Below are 13,260 nucleotides of genomic sequence, written 5' to 3' on the forward strand. Positions count from 1 at the left end.
TTCACCGGGAGGGATGGAGCGCGTACAACAACTGCGGGTCATCTGTCAGTGGGTGGGGCACGATGCTGGCCTTGACGCCGAACACCTCGCCCACGAGTTCCGTGGTGAGGACGTCCCCGGGCGTGCCGGTGGCGACCAGGCGGCCTTCGCGGAGAACGCCGAGGCGGTCGCAGGCGGCCGCGGCGAGATTGAGGTCGTGCAGCACGACGAGGACGGTGAGTCCCGAGGCGCGCAGCAGCGAGAGCAGTTCGACCTGGTGGCGTACATCGAGGTGGTTGGTCGGCTCGTCGAGCACCAGGATCTCCGGCTCCTGGACGAGCGCCCGGGCCAGCAGGACCCGCTGGCGTTCCCCGCCCGAGAGCGTCAGGACTCCGCGCCGGGCGAGGTGGCGGATGCCGAGCCGGTCCATCGCGCCTTCGCAGAGCTCCCGTTCCCGGCGGCTGAGCGCCCGGTTGCCCTGAAGGTGCGGCGCGCGTCCGAGTGCGATGACCTCTTCGACCGTGAAGTCGAGGTCGACGGCGCCGTCCTGGGTCATGGCCGCGATGATCCGCGCGGATTGGCGCATCGTCAGGCAAGAGAGCTGCCGCTCGCCCACCCGGACGGTTCCGGAGCTGGGGCGGAGTGCGCGGTACACGCACCTGAGGGCGGTGGACTTGCCACTGCCGTTCGGGCCGACCAGGCCCACGACCTGGCCACTCCCCACGTCCAGGGACAGGTCACGCACCAGGCTCTTGCCGTCGGTGACCACCGAGAGCCCGTCAAGTCGGAGGTCCATCTCACCGGCCTCCGAACAGGTAGCCCCTGCGGCGCATCAGGGTGATGAACACCGGCACCCCGACGAGGGCGGTCACGACGCCCAGGGGCAGCTCGCGCGGGGCCACCAGCGTCCGGGACACCAGGTCGACCCACACCATGAAGATCGCTCCGGCCAGTGGCGCCACGGCCAGCACGCGGGCATGGGTGGCGCCGGCGACCATGCGCACCACGTGGGGCATGACCAGTCCGACGAAGGCGATGGCGCCGCTGACGGCGACCATCACCCCCGTCACGAGCGAGGCCAGGACGAGCAGGGCCTTGCGGTGCCGGTCGGGGCTGATGCCCAGGCTCGCGGCGGTCTCGTCCCCGAGGGCCAGTACGTCCAGCGCCCGGCCGTACCGGTACAGCACGACCAGGCCCAGAAGGACGACCGCGGACACGAGCGGGAGCGCGCCCCAGTTCGCGGCACCGAAGCTGCCCATCGTCCAGTACAGGACCATGCCGGCCGCCTCGCTGTCCGGCGCGAAGTAGATGATCAGGCTCATCACCGCCTGGAAGCCCAGCGACATGGCCACGCCCGTCAGAACGAGACGCAGCGGGGAGAGCGCGCCGCGGCTGACAGAGGCGGCGTACACCAGGAGCGACGCGGCCAGGGCCCCGATGAAGGCGCCGGCCGACACGGCGTAGACGCCCAGCGCCGCCAGCCCTCCGGTGACCGTGACCGCGACGGCTCCGACGGACGCGCCCGAGGAGACGCCCAGCACGAAGGGGTCGGCGAGCGCATTGCGCACCATGGCCTGGATGGCCACGCCGATCGCGCTCAGCCCGGCGCCCACGAGCGCCGCGAGCAGCACCCGCGGGGTGCGGATCTGCCAGATGATCTGGTACGTGGTCACCTCGTCCGCGGCGATGCGGCCGCCGCTGACAGCCGCCCACAGATAGCGGGCGGTCTCCCCCGGCGTGATCACGGCGGCTCCCAGGCCGATGGCCACCACGACCGAGGCGAGGAGCACGGCGAACAGAACGGCGCAGGCGAGCATCAGGCCCTTACGGGAGGCGAGCCGGCCCTTCACCCCCGCGGCGGGTCCGAGGGGTGCCGCGCCGGCCGGCGTATCGGCGCCGCTGCTCGCCGGAGGCGCAGCGGAGATCGTTGGCGGTGACACAGAACTGGGCCTTCCAGGTCGAACGGAACGTACTCGTCAGGCGCGGGGCGTCCGTCCGGGCGGGCACCGGCACCCCATCGGCTGCGCGGAAGCGGTCCGTTGGGCACGTCGCGCGGTTCCCCGCGGACTCCGGTCCGGCGGGACAACGCGAGGAGGCTACATGAAAACGATAATCACTGCTATCTCTTCGATGCGACGCTCCCGCCGCACCAACTGAGTGGGCATCAGACGATGTTGACAATCGTTTTCAATATGATGGATGCTGCTCGCGCTCCACGACGCCGCCTGACCAGGAGGACAAGCCATGCATGAGCACATAGCCGAGGCCGTCAAGGAACCGGACGTCGTGACCGTGCCGCCGGGCGCGATCTGCCTGCGCTTCGAGACGATGAAGCTGTACTCGGCTCTCGGCGCCGTACGCCACCTGCTGGAGAGCGGACAGGTCGTGCCCGGTGACACCCTCGTCGACAGCTCCAGCGGCATCTACGCCCACGCGCTCGCCCTGGCCTGCCACCGCTACGGCCTCAACTGCCACATCGTCGGCTCGACAACGGTCGACCGCACCCTCCGTGTCCAGCTGGAGATCCTCGGCGCCACGCTGGAGCAGGTCCGGCCCTCCCGGAACCTGCGCCTGGACCAGAACCTGCGCGTCGAGCGGATCGCGGAACTGCTGCGCGAGAACCCGCACTACCACTGGATGCGGCAGTACCACGATGCCATCCATTACCTGGGGTACCGAGACGTCGCCGACCTCATCCGCAAGGCGGTCCCGGAAAGCCCGTTGTCGCTCGTCGGGGGCGTGGGCACCGGGGCGTCCACCGGCGCCATCGCCACCTGCCTGCGCGAGGCGGGCCGGGACGTGCGGCTCATCGGTGTGCAGCCGTTCGGCAGCGTCACCTTCGGCGCCGAGCACGTCTCCGACCCGGACATGATCATCGCCGGTATCGGCAGCTCCATCCCGTTCCGGAACGTCCGGCACGAGCTGTACGACCGCATCCACTGGGTGAACTTCGACTACGCCATGTCCGGAGCCGTCGAACTCCTGCGTGCCAGCGGCATCTTCGCCGGCCTGTCGGCAGGAGCCGCGTATCTCGCCACGCTGTGGGAGCGGGAGCGCCACACCGACAGGACGTACGTCTTCCTCGCCGCCGACACCGGGCACCGGTACGTGGACAGCGCCTACGCCCACCACCGCGACGCCGTGGGCCTCGGATCGATGCGGCCCCATGAGATCACGGCGCGGGACGAGCTGAAACACCCGTGGTCGGCGATGGACTGGCCGCCGGCACCCGCCGGGCACCCCGGGCTCCCGGCGCTCCCCCACCGGGCGGAGCGGCTCGCCGGCCTTCCCTGACCTCCCTCCCTTTCGTCAACACCCCCGAGAAGGAACCGCCATGCCTCCCTCACAGCCGTCCTCCGTATCCGAACTCCGGCAGGCCGTCCTCGACGGCGCCTTCGGCCCGCCTCCCCGGGAACTGACCGTCACCAGCGTCTTCTGGCTCCACCACACCACCCGGCTCGCCGGCGGCCGGGTCACCTACCGCAACAGCTACCTGCTGATGAGGTCCGGCGACGCCTTCGGCGCCTGCGCCTTCGAAGCGGGCGAGGTCGCCCCCGGCTTCTGCGCCGACGCCTCCGGGCACACCCTCGACACGCTCATCCGGCACGACTCGGCGCCGGTGCGCATCGCCGCGCTCGACGCCTACCTCGGACGGGTACAGCCGCACCGCGGCGCCGTGAACGCCGAGACCGTCACCCTGCCCACCGGAACGCCGGAGGAGCGCGCGCGGGCCAGGGACGCGGCCGTCGCCGGGCTCCTCGACATCGCGCCCGGGGCGAAGGTCGCCCTCATCGGCGTCGTCAACCCGCTCGTCGCCGCGATACGCGAGCAGGGCGGTGTCCCGCTCCCCTGCGACTTCAATCTGCGCACCACCAACTGGGGCGACCCGGTCACCGACGACATGAAGCAGGTGCTCGCCGGGGCGGACGCCGTGGTCGCCACCGGCATGACCCTCGGCAACGGCAGCTTCGACGAGATCCTCGGACACTGCCGCGAGCAGGGACTCCCTCTGGTGGTGTACGCCCAGACCGGCAGCGCCGTCGCGCGCGCCTTCCTGGGCGCCGGCGTGACCGCGCTGTCCGCCGAACCCTTCCCCTTCTCCCAGTTCAGCGCCGACGCCACCGCGCTGTACCGGTACCGGGCGGTGCGGGCATGAGCCGCGAGACCCAGGGCACGGCGGCCTCCCCCGGGGCTCCCGCCGAGGCCGCCGGCACGGCCATGGGGCGGGCTGTGACGGACGGCGGAGGCGTACCGGGTGACGGAGCCGTACCGGGTGACGGAGCCGTACCGGGCGATCTGAGGATGACCCGCCTCCTCTGGCCGTTCATGCTCGCCTCGGCCGTCGGGCTGGTGCCCTTCACCGTCTACAGCACCTTCCTCGTGCCCATCGCACACGCGGCCGACGGCGGCGTCGCCGCGCTCGGCCAGCTGCGGGGCCTCGGCGGGCTCGCGGCCCTGGCCGTGGGCACCGCGCTGGCACCGCTGATCGACCGCGTGCGCAGGGAATGGGCGGCCGCGTGCGGACTCGCCGTCCTGGCCGTCTCCGCCGCGCTGGGCGCGAGCGGTGACTTCCTGATGCTGGCGGCCTTCTGCCTGCTCGTCGGCGCCGGCACGGCGGTACTGAACCCGGCGCTCACGGCGGCCGCCGCCGACCGCTTCGACAACGACGCCGCCGCGGGCCGCGCGGCGACCCTGATCACCGCCACGCAGTCACTGACGGCCCTCCTCGCGGCGCCGCTCGTCGCCCTGCCGGCCCTGCTGTGGGGCTGGCAGGGCGACCTGTGGGCCATCGCCGCGATCTCGTCCCTGCTGGCCCTGTATTTCCTCCTCCGGGGCCGCCGTCGCCACGCCGCGGACGGTGCGGCCGCCACGCCGGCGGACCGGGTGGAGAAGCCGGGATACCTGGAGTCGTTCCGGCTGCTGGGAGCCCTGCCCGGAGTGATCCCGCTGCTGCTGGTCGCCATGCTGCGGACGGCTGCCTTCATGGGCTATCTCGCCTACCTCGCCGCCTTCTACGACGAACGCTTCGGCCTGGCGCCCGAGACCTTCGCGATCGTGTGGACGCTCAGCGGCACGTCGTTCTTCCTCGGGAACCTGTTCGCCGGCCGGCTGCTGAGTGCACAGCGGACGAGGATCTCCGGCGAACACCTGATGGCGCTGGCCCTGCTGGTGGCGCTGTCCGCCCTGGTCGGCGTCTTCTTCGCGGAGTCGCTGTTCCTCGCCCTTCCGCTGACGGCGCTGGTCGGCGCGGGACACGCGACGGTGGCGGCCTGCGTCACCACACTCCTCGTCCACCGCTGCGGCTCCCTGCGGGGCACGGCGCTGGGCGTCAACGCCGCCGGTATGAGCTTCGGCGTCTTCCTCGGGGCCGGGCTCGGGGGCGTGGGGCTCGCGCTCGGCGGATACCCCGGTACGGCGGCGGCGCTGGGCGGGCCGACCCTCGTGGCACTCGTCCTCGCCCGGGTGGTGGCCCGGTCCGCTCCTCCGCCCACGACGGACTGAGACCCCGTCGCACGCCCGGCGCACGGCACGCGCCGCCACCGGGCCGGGGAGCGGAGGGCGCGCCGGAGGGGACGCAGGGAGGACGGACGGTGCCACGCCGCATACGATGGCCCGTATGGGTGATGTGCTGGCCGGTTTTCACACCGTCTGGGAGTTCGACACGGACTCCGTGCTCATCCGCTTCGAACGGGGGATCCGCACGCCGAGACTCTTCCACGTGCTCGGCGAGCGACGCGTCCCGTACGAGGCGCTGTCGGCCGTGGAGCTGGCTCCCGGCAGAAAGGGAACGGTGGTGCTGCGGGCCGTGCCCCGGCCGGGCGCCGACCCGCTGATGGACGCGGCGGGCGGGCAGCTCAAGGAGGGCTCGGACCCCTACCGGCTGGTGCTGCCCGCCGAGCGCGAACTCCTCGCCGAGTACTACGCGGACGAGGTGCGCTCCGCCCTCGGCCCGGACGCCGCCGACCCCGCCTCCTGCCATCTGGTCGCCGCCCCTCCGCCGCCGCTCAGCTTCAAGGCGTACGACGGCAAGGCCGCCTTCGACGGCCGGAACGTCACCTTCCGCTGGTTCTGGACCGGCGCCTCCTCCACCAAGTGGAAGGCCGGGGACCAGACGTTCCCGGTGGGCGAGCTGGAGGGCGTCGAATGGCGCTCCCCGGAGGTCTTCGACGGCCATCTGCGGCTGCTGCGCCGGGGCGCGGAGCGCGCGGCGCCGGGCGACGCCGACCAGGACCCGGCGGCGGTGGTCTTCGGGCTCGGCTACGGGCTCGTGCACGAGTCGCTGCCGTTCGCGGCCTCGGTGCTGGAGGCCGTCAAGGCCGCCGAACCGGCCCGCCCGGACTGCCCCGGCGGCCCGGGGCGCCGCACCGCCGTCCCTGTCCTCACCGCCGGGGCCCCGGCGCAGGCCCGCCCGGACCCGGCCGACGTCGCCGACCGCATACGCCACCTCGGGGCGCTGCACGACTCGGGGCTGCTCACGGACGACGAGTTCACCTCGAAGAAGGCGGAGCTGCTCGCGGAGCTGTGACCCGGCCGGCCGTGGGCCCGGCCGGGCGTCGGCCCGGCCGGTGAGTCCGACCTGCGACCGGGCCGACGGCGCCCCGGGAGACCCCGGGCGCCGCCGACCCCGCGGTCAGCCGGCCGCGGCCGGGAACGTGCCGATGCCGACGGTCACCACTTGCGGTGCCGGTGGTCGGACCGCACGCCCCGGGCGCTCGGTTCCTCACCCGGGTCGGCGGCCCTTGCCGCCTCCGGCCGGCAGGCGGCTCGCCGCCTGCCGGGAAGCCGCGGGCCTCACCCAGCGGGAGCCGGCAGCGGGTGATCAGCGGGGTGCGGTGAGGAGGCGCAGGCGCCCGTCGTGGACTTCGGCGATCCGGTCGGCGGCGGTGAGGTGGGTGCGGTCGTGGGTGACCAGGACGGTGGCGGTGGCCCGCTGGTGGGTGAGGCGGGTGATGAGGTCGATGACGGCGGCGCCGCGCTCGTGGTCGAGGGCGCTGGTGGGCTCGTCGACGAGGAGGACGGTGGGGTCGTTCATCAGAGCGCGGGCGATGTTGACGCGCTGGCGCTGGCCGCCGGAGAGCTGGTGGGGGCGGCGGCCGGCCTGGTCGGTCAGGCCGACGGCTTCGAGGAGCTCCATGGCCCGGTTCCGGGCGGTGCGGGGCCCGCGGCCGTCGATCCGGGCCATGACCTGGAGTTGTTCGGCGGCGGTGAGGGAGGGCAGCAGGTTGGGCTGCTGGAAGACGATGCCGATCTTGTGGCGGCGCAGCTCGGTCAGTGCGCTGCGGGTCATGCCGGTGGTGGGGGTGCCGTCGACCGTGACGGTGCCGGTGTCGGGGGCGGTGAGGGTGGCGGCGACGGCCAGCAGGCTGGACTTGCCGGAGCCGGAGGGTCCGACGACGGCGGTCAGGCTGCCTCGGGGCACATCGAGGCTGACCCGGTCGAGGGCGGTCAGGCGGGTGTCGCCGTCGGGGTAGGTGAGGGTGATGCCGGTCAGGTTCAGGCTCATCGGGCGCTCCCCAGGGCGGTCAGCGGGTCGACGGAGGTGATGCGGCGGATGGACAGGGCTGCTCCGAGAACGCCGAGGAGGATCATCACGGCGGCCGGGAGCAGGACGGTGGTGGGCGTGAGGAGGAACGGCACGGCGGAGCCGGCCACGAGCGCTCCCACGGCGGCGGCGATGCCGGTGCCGAGCAGGGTGCCGCCGGCGAGCAGGACGACGGCCTGGCCGAGGGCGTCCTTGAGGAGGGTGGTGGTGGAGGCGCCCAGGGCCTTGAGAACGGCGATGTCGCCGCTGCGCTGGATGGTCCAGACGGTGAAGAAGGCCCCGATGACGAGGGCGGAGATGGCGAACAGGAAGCCGCGCATCAGTTGCAGGGAGCCGTTTTCGGAGGTGTAGGAGCCGATCGCGGACAGCGAGTCGCCGATGGAGACCGTCCTGGTACCGGCCTGCTGGTCCGTGGCCTCGGTATCGGCCTCGGAGGTGGTGTTCAGGGCGATGACGGTGGCGGTCGGGCCCTGGCCGCCGCCGGTGGGCGGCGCGGACTTCCGCCAGATGCGCAGGCTGGTCCAGACGACCGGAGTGTGGCTGTAGTGGGCGTCGCCCTTGATGGCGGCCACCTTCAACCGCCGGCCTGCCAGCGTCAGGGAGTCGCCGGGCCTCACGCCGAGGACCTCGGCGGCCGCGGTGGACAGCACCACCGCGCTGCCACTGATCTTGTCGCTGTCCGGGGCGAGGCGGGAGCCGGGCTCGACGCCGAAGGCCGAGACCCCGGTGCTCCGGTCCCCGGCGGTGGCCTTCGTGGTGGTGATCCCCAGCGGTTCCGCGCTCTCGACGCCGGGCGCCTCGGACCACTGCCGCCACTGCCGCTCCCTGACGGTCGAGTTGGAGTACGACAGGTCCTGACCGCCGCCGGGAGCCTGGAACGCGATCTTGTCGGCGGGCAGTCCCGTGATCGCGGAGATGTTCTGCCGGCCCAGTCCGGCCGTCAGCCCGGACAGCAGTCCGACCAGCAGGGTGATCAGTACGACGACGGTTCCCATCAGGGCGAAGCGCCCCTTGGCGAACTTCAGGTCTCTCCAGGCGACGAACACGGCCGTGGTCTGTCCTTTCCGGCGGCGGAAGCGGTGTGGCTCCACCATCGCGGCCGGCCCGCCGTGTGCGCGTCCGGCGCAGGACGGCACTTCGCGGGCCGGAAGACGGCACACGGGTTCTCACTTTCGATGGAGGCCGCGGGGCGCCGGCCTCCGTAGCCTGGGACGCACTGTGAACACCGTTGCCCCCGCGCTGACCCCGACCACCCGGGCCTTGGCCTGGTCCCTGCATCTGCTGGTCATCGGCCTGCTCGCCCTGGCTGCCGGCCGGGCCGTGACCGGCGACCGGCCCCATGCCGGATTGATCGTCACCGCGGCAGGCGCTTGCGGCCTGGTGTACGCGGTCGGGCCCATGCTGCCGGGCGTACGCCGCTCGCGGCGGGCCGCCGCGCTCTGGCTGGCCGCCGTGGGCGTGGTGTGGCTGGTGTTGCTCGCCCTGTCCCCCGACGCCGTGTGGGCGGCCTTCCCGCTGTATTTCCTCCAGCTGCACTTGCTGTCCCGCCGTGCCGGACTGGCGGCCGTGACCGTCACGGCCGCCGCCGCCATCGCGGGCTTCGCCGCCCACCAGCACTCCTTCAGCCCCGCCATGGCCATCGGCCCGGCGCTCGGCGCAGCCGTGGCCGTCGCGGTGGTGTGGGGGTACCAGGCTCTGTACCGGGAGAGCGAACACCGCCGCAGACTGATCGAGGAGCTCACCGCCACACGCACCGATCTGGCCGCCGCCCAGCACACCGCCGGCGTGCTGGCCGAACGCGACCGCCTGGCCCGCGAGATCCACGACACCCTCGCGCAGGGCCTCTCCAGCATCCAGTTGCTGCTGCGTGCCGCCGAACGTGCCCTGCCCCAGGCGCCACAGAACGCCACCCGCCACGTCGGCCAGGCGCGGCAAGCCGCCGTCGACAGCCTCGCCGAGGCCCGCCGCTTCGTCGCCGCCCTGACCCCGCCCGCGCTGGAAGGCACCACCCTGGCCGAAGCCCTGGAACGTCTGTGCACCACCACATCCGCCCGGCACCGGCTCACCGCACGCTTCCACCTCACCGGCGCCCCCGCCCCGCTCGCCACCACGCACGAGGTCGCGCTGCTGCGCATCGCGCAGTCCGCCCTTGCCAACACCGTCCACCACGCCGAGGCCACCACCGCTGAAGTCACCCTCGGCTACCTCGGCGACCACGTCGCCCTCGACATCGCCGACGACGGACGCGGCTTCGACCCCGCCCGTCCGGCCGCCCCCGAGGCCGGCGGGTTCGGGCTCGCCGCCATGCGCGCTCGCGCCCAAGCCCTCGGAGGCACCCTCACCGTCGACTCCACCCCCGGCCGGGGCACCACCCTGGCCGCGCGGGTACCCCTCACCCCGCCAACCGAGACCGAGCCCGAGGCCCGCCCGTGACCGAGACCCCCGTCCGCCTGCTTCTGGCCGACGACCACCCCGTCGTACGGGCCGGGCTGCGCGCCGTGCTGGAAACCGAACCCGGCCTCGTCGTCACGGCCGAGGCCGCCACCGCCGAGGACGCCGTCGCCCGCGCCGCCGAGGGAGATATCGATGTCGTGCTGATGGATCTGCAGTTCGGCAAAGGCATGGGCGGCGCCGAAGCCACCGCCCGGATCACCGCCCGGCCGGGAGCCCCCCGCGTGCTGGTCGTCACCACCTACGACTCCGACGCCGACACTTTGCCCGCCATCGAAGCCGGCGCCACCGGCTACCTCCTCAAGGACGCCCCGCCCGAGGACCTGGCCGCCGCCGTACGCACCGCGGCCGCCGGACGCACCACGCTGGCGCCCACGGTCGCCGACCGGCTGATGATCCGGTTGCGCGCGCCAGGCGCCGCCCTGACCCGGCGCGAGACCGAAGTCCTCGCTCTCGTCGCCGACGGCCTGTCCAACCAGGCCATCGCGGACCGGCTTCACCTCACCGAGGGAACGGTCAAGTCCCACCTGGCCCGCGTCTACGCCAAGCTCGGCGTCGACTCACGCACCGCCGCCGTCGCCACCGCCACCGACCTCGGCGTCATCCGCCGCTGACCCGAGCGCACCCGAAAGCCTGGAGCCGCCGCGCAGGTGGCCGGGCGTCCGTACCCCGGCCGCCTCCGTCGCCGCGTCCGGCGGGCCCGGCTACTCGCGGCCCGCCGAGGTGAAGGCCATGTTGGGATAGCGGCCGCCCGCCACGCGGCCGGCGATGGGGGCGAGCAGGGCCAGGTCCTCGTCCGTCAGACGGACGCGGGTGGCGGCGGTGTTCTCCTCCACGCGGGAGCGCCTGCGGGTGCCGGGGATCGGGACGACGCTCAGCCCGGGGTACCGCTCCGCCTGCTGGTGCACCCAGGCCAGCGCGGTCTGGCCGAGGGTGATCCCGTGTGCCCCGGCGACCTTCCGCACCGGCTCCAGCAGCGCCGCGTTGGCCTCGGCGTTCTCGCCGGTGAAGCGGGGCATCGTCCGGCGGAAGTCGTCCTCGGTCAGCTCCCTCCCGGCGTCGGTGAACGCCCCGGTCAGGAAGCCACGGCCGAGCGGCGAGTACGGGACGAAGGCCACCCCGAGCTCCGCGGCCGCCGGCACCGCCGTGCGCTCCACGTCCCGGCTGAACAGGGACCACTCCGACTGCACGGCGGCGATGGGGTGTTCGGCGTGCGCGGCGCGCAGCTCGTCGCCCGTGACCTCGCTCAGCCCGAGCCGGCGGACCTTGCCCTCCTCGACCAGTTCGGCCATGGCGCCGACGGTCTCCTCGATGGGCACGTTCACGTCCCGGCGGTGCATGTAGTACAGGTCGAGGACGTCCACGCCGAGCCGGCGCAGGCTGGCCTCGGCGCACTGCCGGATGTACGCGCGGTCGTTGCGGATGCCACGCTTGGACGGGTCGTCCGGGTCGAGCACGATGCCGAACTTGGTGGCGAGGGTGATCTCGTCCCGGTGGGCCGCCGCGAACGGGGCGAGGAACCGCTCGTTCTCCCCCATGCCGTACATGTCGGCGGTGTCGTAGAGGGTGACGCCCAGTTCCAGGGCGCGTTCGAGGGTGGCGCGGGCCTCGGCCTCGTCGGTGGGCCCGTAGGCGAAGCTCATGCCCATGCAGCCGAGGCCCTGCACGCCCACCTCGGGGCCGCCGGTGCCGAGGTGGGTGCGGGCGATGCGTTCCCCGTCGCTGCTCGTGTGCTGGTTCATCCGGTGCCGGGTCCTCCCGTGTAGAGGTCGATCTTGTAGTCGAGCACGTCCAGGGTGTCCTGGAGTTCGGCGATCCTCAGGCGGACGTCCTCCCGGTGGGCCGTCAGCAGCTCCCGGCGCCCGGCGTAGGTGTGGTCGCCCGCGCGGACCATCTCGGCGTAGCGGACCATGTCCGCGACCGGCATCCCCGTCAGCCGCAGTTTGCCGACGAAGCTCAGCCAGTCGAGGTCGCGGTCGGTGTAGCGGCGCTGGCCGGTGTGCGAGCGGTGCACGTCCGGCATCAGGCCGATGCGCTCGTACCAGCGCAGGGTGTGCGCGGTCAGGCCGGTCCAGGCCGAGACCTCGCTGATGGTGTACGCGTCCTGCCCGGCCGGGCGCGGATGCTCCGGGAGCGCCGACGCGCACAGGTCCCGCCGTACGGGCGCACTCTCCACCACGCTCATCGCCAACCGCCCTCCTGATTCGCGGCTCACCGGACACCGCCGCTCACGTTATGAGCTTGGAGTGCGCTCTAGGCAAGCGGCCGGGCATTCCTTTCCGGCCATTCCCGGCGGGTCCGGACCGTGTACCCGCGACGGCCCTCTGTACCCGCCCCCGATCACCCGGCGGCGCGAGCGGCCCCGGCCGGGCGCATGAGCCGCCCGGGCGCCGGTTAGGCTCCCCGCCATGGAAAGTCTGCGGATGATCGAGAACTGGCCGGTTCCCACCGCCGCGGCCGCGGTCGTGCGGGCCGACGGCAGCCTCGCCGGGTCGCACGGCCCGCAGGAGCACCGCTTCCGGCTGGCCTCGGTCACCAAGCCGCTGGCCGCCTACGCCGTGCTCGTCGCGTACGAGGAGGGCGCCGTCGAACTCGACGAGCCCGCCGGGCCCGAGGGCTCCACGGTCCGCCATCTGCTGGCCCACGCCTCCGGACTCGCCTTCGACCAGCCGAGGGCGATGGCGGCCCCCGGCGAGCGCCGCATCTACTCCAACGCGGGCTTCGAGGCCCTGGGCGACCACATCGCCGAGGCCACCGGGATCGCCTTCCCCGACTATCTGCGGCAGGCGGTGCTGGAACCGCTCGGCATGACCGCCACCGATCTGCCGGGCTCCCCGGCGAAGGACGGCGTCTCCACCGCCGCCGACCTGGCCCGGTTCGCCGCCGAGGTACAGGCCCCGCGGCTGCTGCACCCGCAGACCGTGGCCGCCGCGACCCAGGTGGTCTTCCCGGGGCTGGACGGCGTGGTGCCCGGCTACGGCCACCAGCGCCCCTGCGACTGGGGGCTGGGCTTCGAAATCCGGGACGGCAAGTCCCCGCACTGGACGGGGAGTTCATCCTCGCCCCGCACCTTCGGGCACTTCGGCCAGACCGGCACCTTCGTCTGGGTCGACCCGGACGCCGGCGGCGCTGGTACCACCGGTGCCACGGGCGCCGCCTGTGTCGTCCTCACCGACCGGGACTTCGGCCAGTGGGCCATCGACGCCTGGCCCCCGTTCACCGACGCGGTCCTCGCCGAACTGGGCGGCCGGACGGGCTGACCCCGGGCCCTGTGATGTTCCGCGGCC

At 73.3% G+C, this 13,260-nt stretch carries 13 protein-coding genes; 7 read left to right on the forward strand and 6 right to left on the reverse strand.

Annotated elements, in window-relative coordinates:
* Position 1: 1 nt before the first annotated feature.
* Complete coding sequence (locus tag IF83_RS0118150) at positions 2–775, reverse strand: ABC transporter ATP-binding protein (protein WP_030545351.1); 774 nt, start codon at positions 773–775, stop codon at positions 2–4.
* 1 nt (position 776) lies between these two features.
* Complete coding sequence (locus IF83_RS0118155) at positions 777–1,796, reverse strand: FecCD family ABC transporter permease (protein WP_030545352.1); 1,020 nt, start codon at positions 1,794–1,796, stop codon at positions 777–779.
* A gap of 427 nt (positions 1,797–2,223) precedes the next feature.
* Here IF83_RS0118155 and IF83_RS0118160 point away from each other — a divergent pair, with 427 nt between their 5' ends.
* From IF83_RS0118160 to IF83_RS0118175, 4 genes are all read left to right on the forward strand, one after another.
* Entirely contained in the window at positions 2,224–3,273 is a 1,050-nt protein-coding gene (locus IF83_RS0118160) for a pyridoxal-phosphate dependent enzyme (protein ID WP_051722890.1), read from the forward strand.
* 40 nt (positions 3,274–3,313) lie between these two features.
* Positions 3,314–4,135: a Rossmann-like domain-containing protein gene (locus IF83_RS0118165; RefSeq protein ID WP_030545356.1), complete on the forward strand. Its 822-nt coding sequence runs from the start codon at positions 3,314–3,316 to the stop codon at positions 4,133–4,135.
* A complete protein-coding gene (locus tag IF83_RS0118170) occupies positions 4,132–5,481 on the forward strand; it encodes an MFS transporter (protein WP_244177114.1) in 1,350 nt (449 codons plus the stop codon). Before IF83_RS0118165 ends, IF83_RS0118170 begins: the two co-directional genes overlap by 4 nt.
* A 115-nt stretch (positions 5,482–5,596) precedes the next feature.
* Entirely contained in the window at positions 5,597–6,505 is a 909-nt protein-coding gene (locus IF83_RS0118175) for a DUF4429 domain-containing protein (RefSeq protein WP_030545360.1), read from the forward strand.
* A 294-nt stretch (positions 6,506–6,799) separates the two neighbouring features.
* Here the strand turns inward: IF83_RS0118175 and IF83_RS0118180 are convergent, their stop codons facing one another.
* Together IF83_RS0118180 and IF83_RS0118185 are read right to left on the reverse strand one after the other, a co-directional pair.
* Entirely contained in the window at positions 6,800–7,483 is a 684-nt protein-coding gene (locus tag IF83_RS0118180) for an ABC transporter ATP-binding protein (protein WP_030545362.1), read from the reverse strand.
* Positions 7,480–8,568, reverse strand: coding sequence for an ABC transporter permease (locus IF83_RS0118185; protein WP_030545364.1), 1,089 nt, complete (start codon positions 8,566–8,568; stop codon positions 7,480–7,482). Before IF83_RS0118185 ends, IF83_RS0118180 begins: the two co-directional genes overlap by 4 nt.
* A 172-nt stretch (positions 8,569–8,740) precedes the next feature.
* Between IF83_RS0118185 and IF83_RS0118190 the strand changes: the two genes are divergently transcribed.
* Positions 8,741–9,955, forward strand: a complete 1,215-nt coding sequence (locus tag IF83_RS0118190; RefSeq protein WP_030545366.1) for a sensor histidine kinase — start codon at positions 8,741–8,743, stop codon at positions 9,953–9,955.
* Positions 9,952–10,587, forward strand: coding sequence for a response regulator (locus IF83_RS0118195; RefSeq protein WP_030545368.1), 636 nt, complete (start codon positions 9,952–9,954; stop codon positions 10,585–10,587). The genes IF83_RS0118190 and IF83_RS0118195 overlap by 4 nt, the downstream gene beginning before the upstream one ends.
* A gap of 90 nt (positions 10,588–10,677) precedes the next feature.
* Here the strand turns inward: IF83_RS0118195 and IF83_RS0118200 are convergent, their stop codons facing one another.
* Positions 10,678–11,715, reverse strand: a complete 1,038-nt coding sequence (locus IF83_RS0118200; RefSeq protein WP_030545369.1) for an aldo/keto reductase — start codon at positions 11,713–11,715, stop codon at positions 10,678–10,680.
* A complete protein-coding gene (locus tag IF83_RS0118205) occupies positions 11,712–12,158 on the reverse strand; it encodes a MerR family transcriptional regulator (protein WP_030545373.1) in 447 nt (148 codons plus the stop codon). The genes IF83_RS0118200 and IF83_RS0118205 overlap by 4 nt, the downstream gene beginning before the upstream one ends.
* 223 nt (positions 12,159–12,381) lie before the next feature.
* Here IF83_RS0118205 and IF83_RS0118210 point away from each other — a divergent pair, with 223 nt between their 5' ends.
* A complete protein-coding gene (locus tag IF83_RS0118210) occupies positions 12,382–13,233 on the forward strand; it encodes a serine hydrolase domain-containing protein (protein ID WP_030545374.1) in 852 nt (283 codons plus the stop codon).
* The last annotated feature ends 27 nt before the right edge of the window (positions 13,234–13,260 follow it).

Origin of the sequence: Streptomyces albus subsp. albus, from assembly GCF_000719865.1 — a bacterium.
Lineage (GTDB): Bacteria > Actinomycetota > Actinomycetes > Streptomycetales > Streptomycetaceae > Streptomyces > Streptomyces albus_E.

What these genes read in the sequence shown, in the direction of transcription:
- IF83_RS0118180 (WP_030545362.1), bottom strand. Translation starts at nt 7,483, where the DNA reads ATGAGCCTGAACCTGACCGGCATCACCCTCACCTACCCCGACGGCGAC.
- IF83_RS0118155 (WP_030545352.1), bottom strand. Translation starts at nt 1,796, where the DNA reads ATGCTCGCCTGCGCCGTTCTGTTCGCCGTGCTCCTCGCCTCGGTCGTG.
- IF83_RS0118200 (WP_030545369.1), bottom strand. Translation starts at nt 11,715, where the DNA reads ATGAACCAGCACACGAGCAGCGACGGGGAACGCATCGCCCGCACCCAC.
- IF83_RS0118205 (WP_030545373.1), bottom strand. Translation starts at nt 12,158, where the DNA reads ATGAGCGTGGTGGAGAGTGCGCCCGTACGGCGGGACCTGTGCGCGTCG.
- IF83_RS0118160 (WP_051722890.1), top strand. Translation starts at nt 2,224, where the DNA reads ATGCATGAGCACATAGCCGAGGCCGTCAAGGAACCGGACGTCGTGACC.
- IF83_RS0118175 (WP_030545360.1), top strand. Translation starts at nt 5,597, where the DNA reads ATGGGTGATGTGCTGGCCGGTTTTCACACCGTCTGGGAGTTCGACACG.
- IF83_RS0118170 (WP_244177114.1), top strand. Translation starts at nt 4,132, where the DNA reads ATGAGCCGCGAGACCCAGGGCACGGCGGCCTCCCCCGGGGCTCCCGCC.
- IF83_RS0118210 (WP_030545374.1), top strand. Translation starts at nt 12,382, where the DNA reads ATGGAAAGTCTGCGGATGATCGAGAACTGGCCGGTTCCCACCGCCGCG.
- IF83_RS0118150 (WP_030545351.1), bottom strand. Translation starts at nt 775, where the DNA reads ATGGACCTCCGACTTGACGGGCTCTCGGTGGTCACCGACGGCAAGAGC.
- IF83_RS0118165 (WP_030545356.1), top strand. Translation starts at nt 3,314, where the DNA reads ATGCCTCCCTCACAGCCGTCCTCCGTATCCGAACTCCGGCAGGCCGTC.